The sequence below is a fragment of the Pseudomonas sp. SIMBA_041 genome (assembly GCF_046535095.1).
GTDB lineage: Bacteria > Pseudomonadota > Gammaproteobacteria > Pseudomonadales > Pseudomonadaceae > Aquipseudomonas > Aquipseudomonas mucoides.
The window spans coordinates 1-243 of the sequence record NZ_JAWRXJ010000816.1; the positions used below are offsets into that span (position 1 = coordinate 1).

At 62.6% G+C, this 243-nt stretch carries 1 protein-coding gene; it reads right to left on the reverse strand.

What is annotated here, in order from left to right:
• On the reverse strand, positions 1-243 hold a 243-nt coding region (locus SB725_RS33400; RefSeq protein ID WP_410923722.1), incomplete at both ends, for a hypothetical protein.

The window sequence follows — 243 nt, forward strand, 5'->3', positions numbered from 1 at the left end:
TTCTGCGCAGTCACCGCCCGGCCGAAATAGCCAAAGTGCCCACGCTTCATCTTGTGATGCATGTGGCCGGCAATGCCGCCCAGGCCGATCAGCACCCCGCCATGCTGCAGCGTGTTGTTCGGATACCAGAGCGCGGCGCCAACCGCGCCGTTGCCGGGCTGCGAGGCGATACCGACCATCTCGTTGAGCCAATCCGGCGAAATCACCTCGATGTCGTTGTTCAACAGGCACAGATACTCGCCG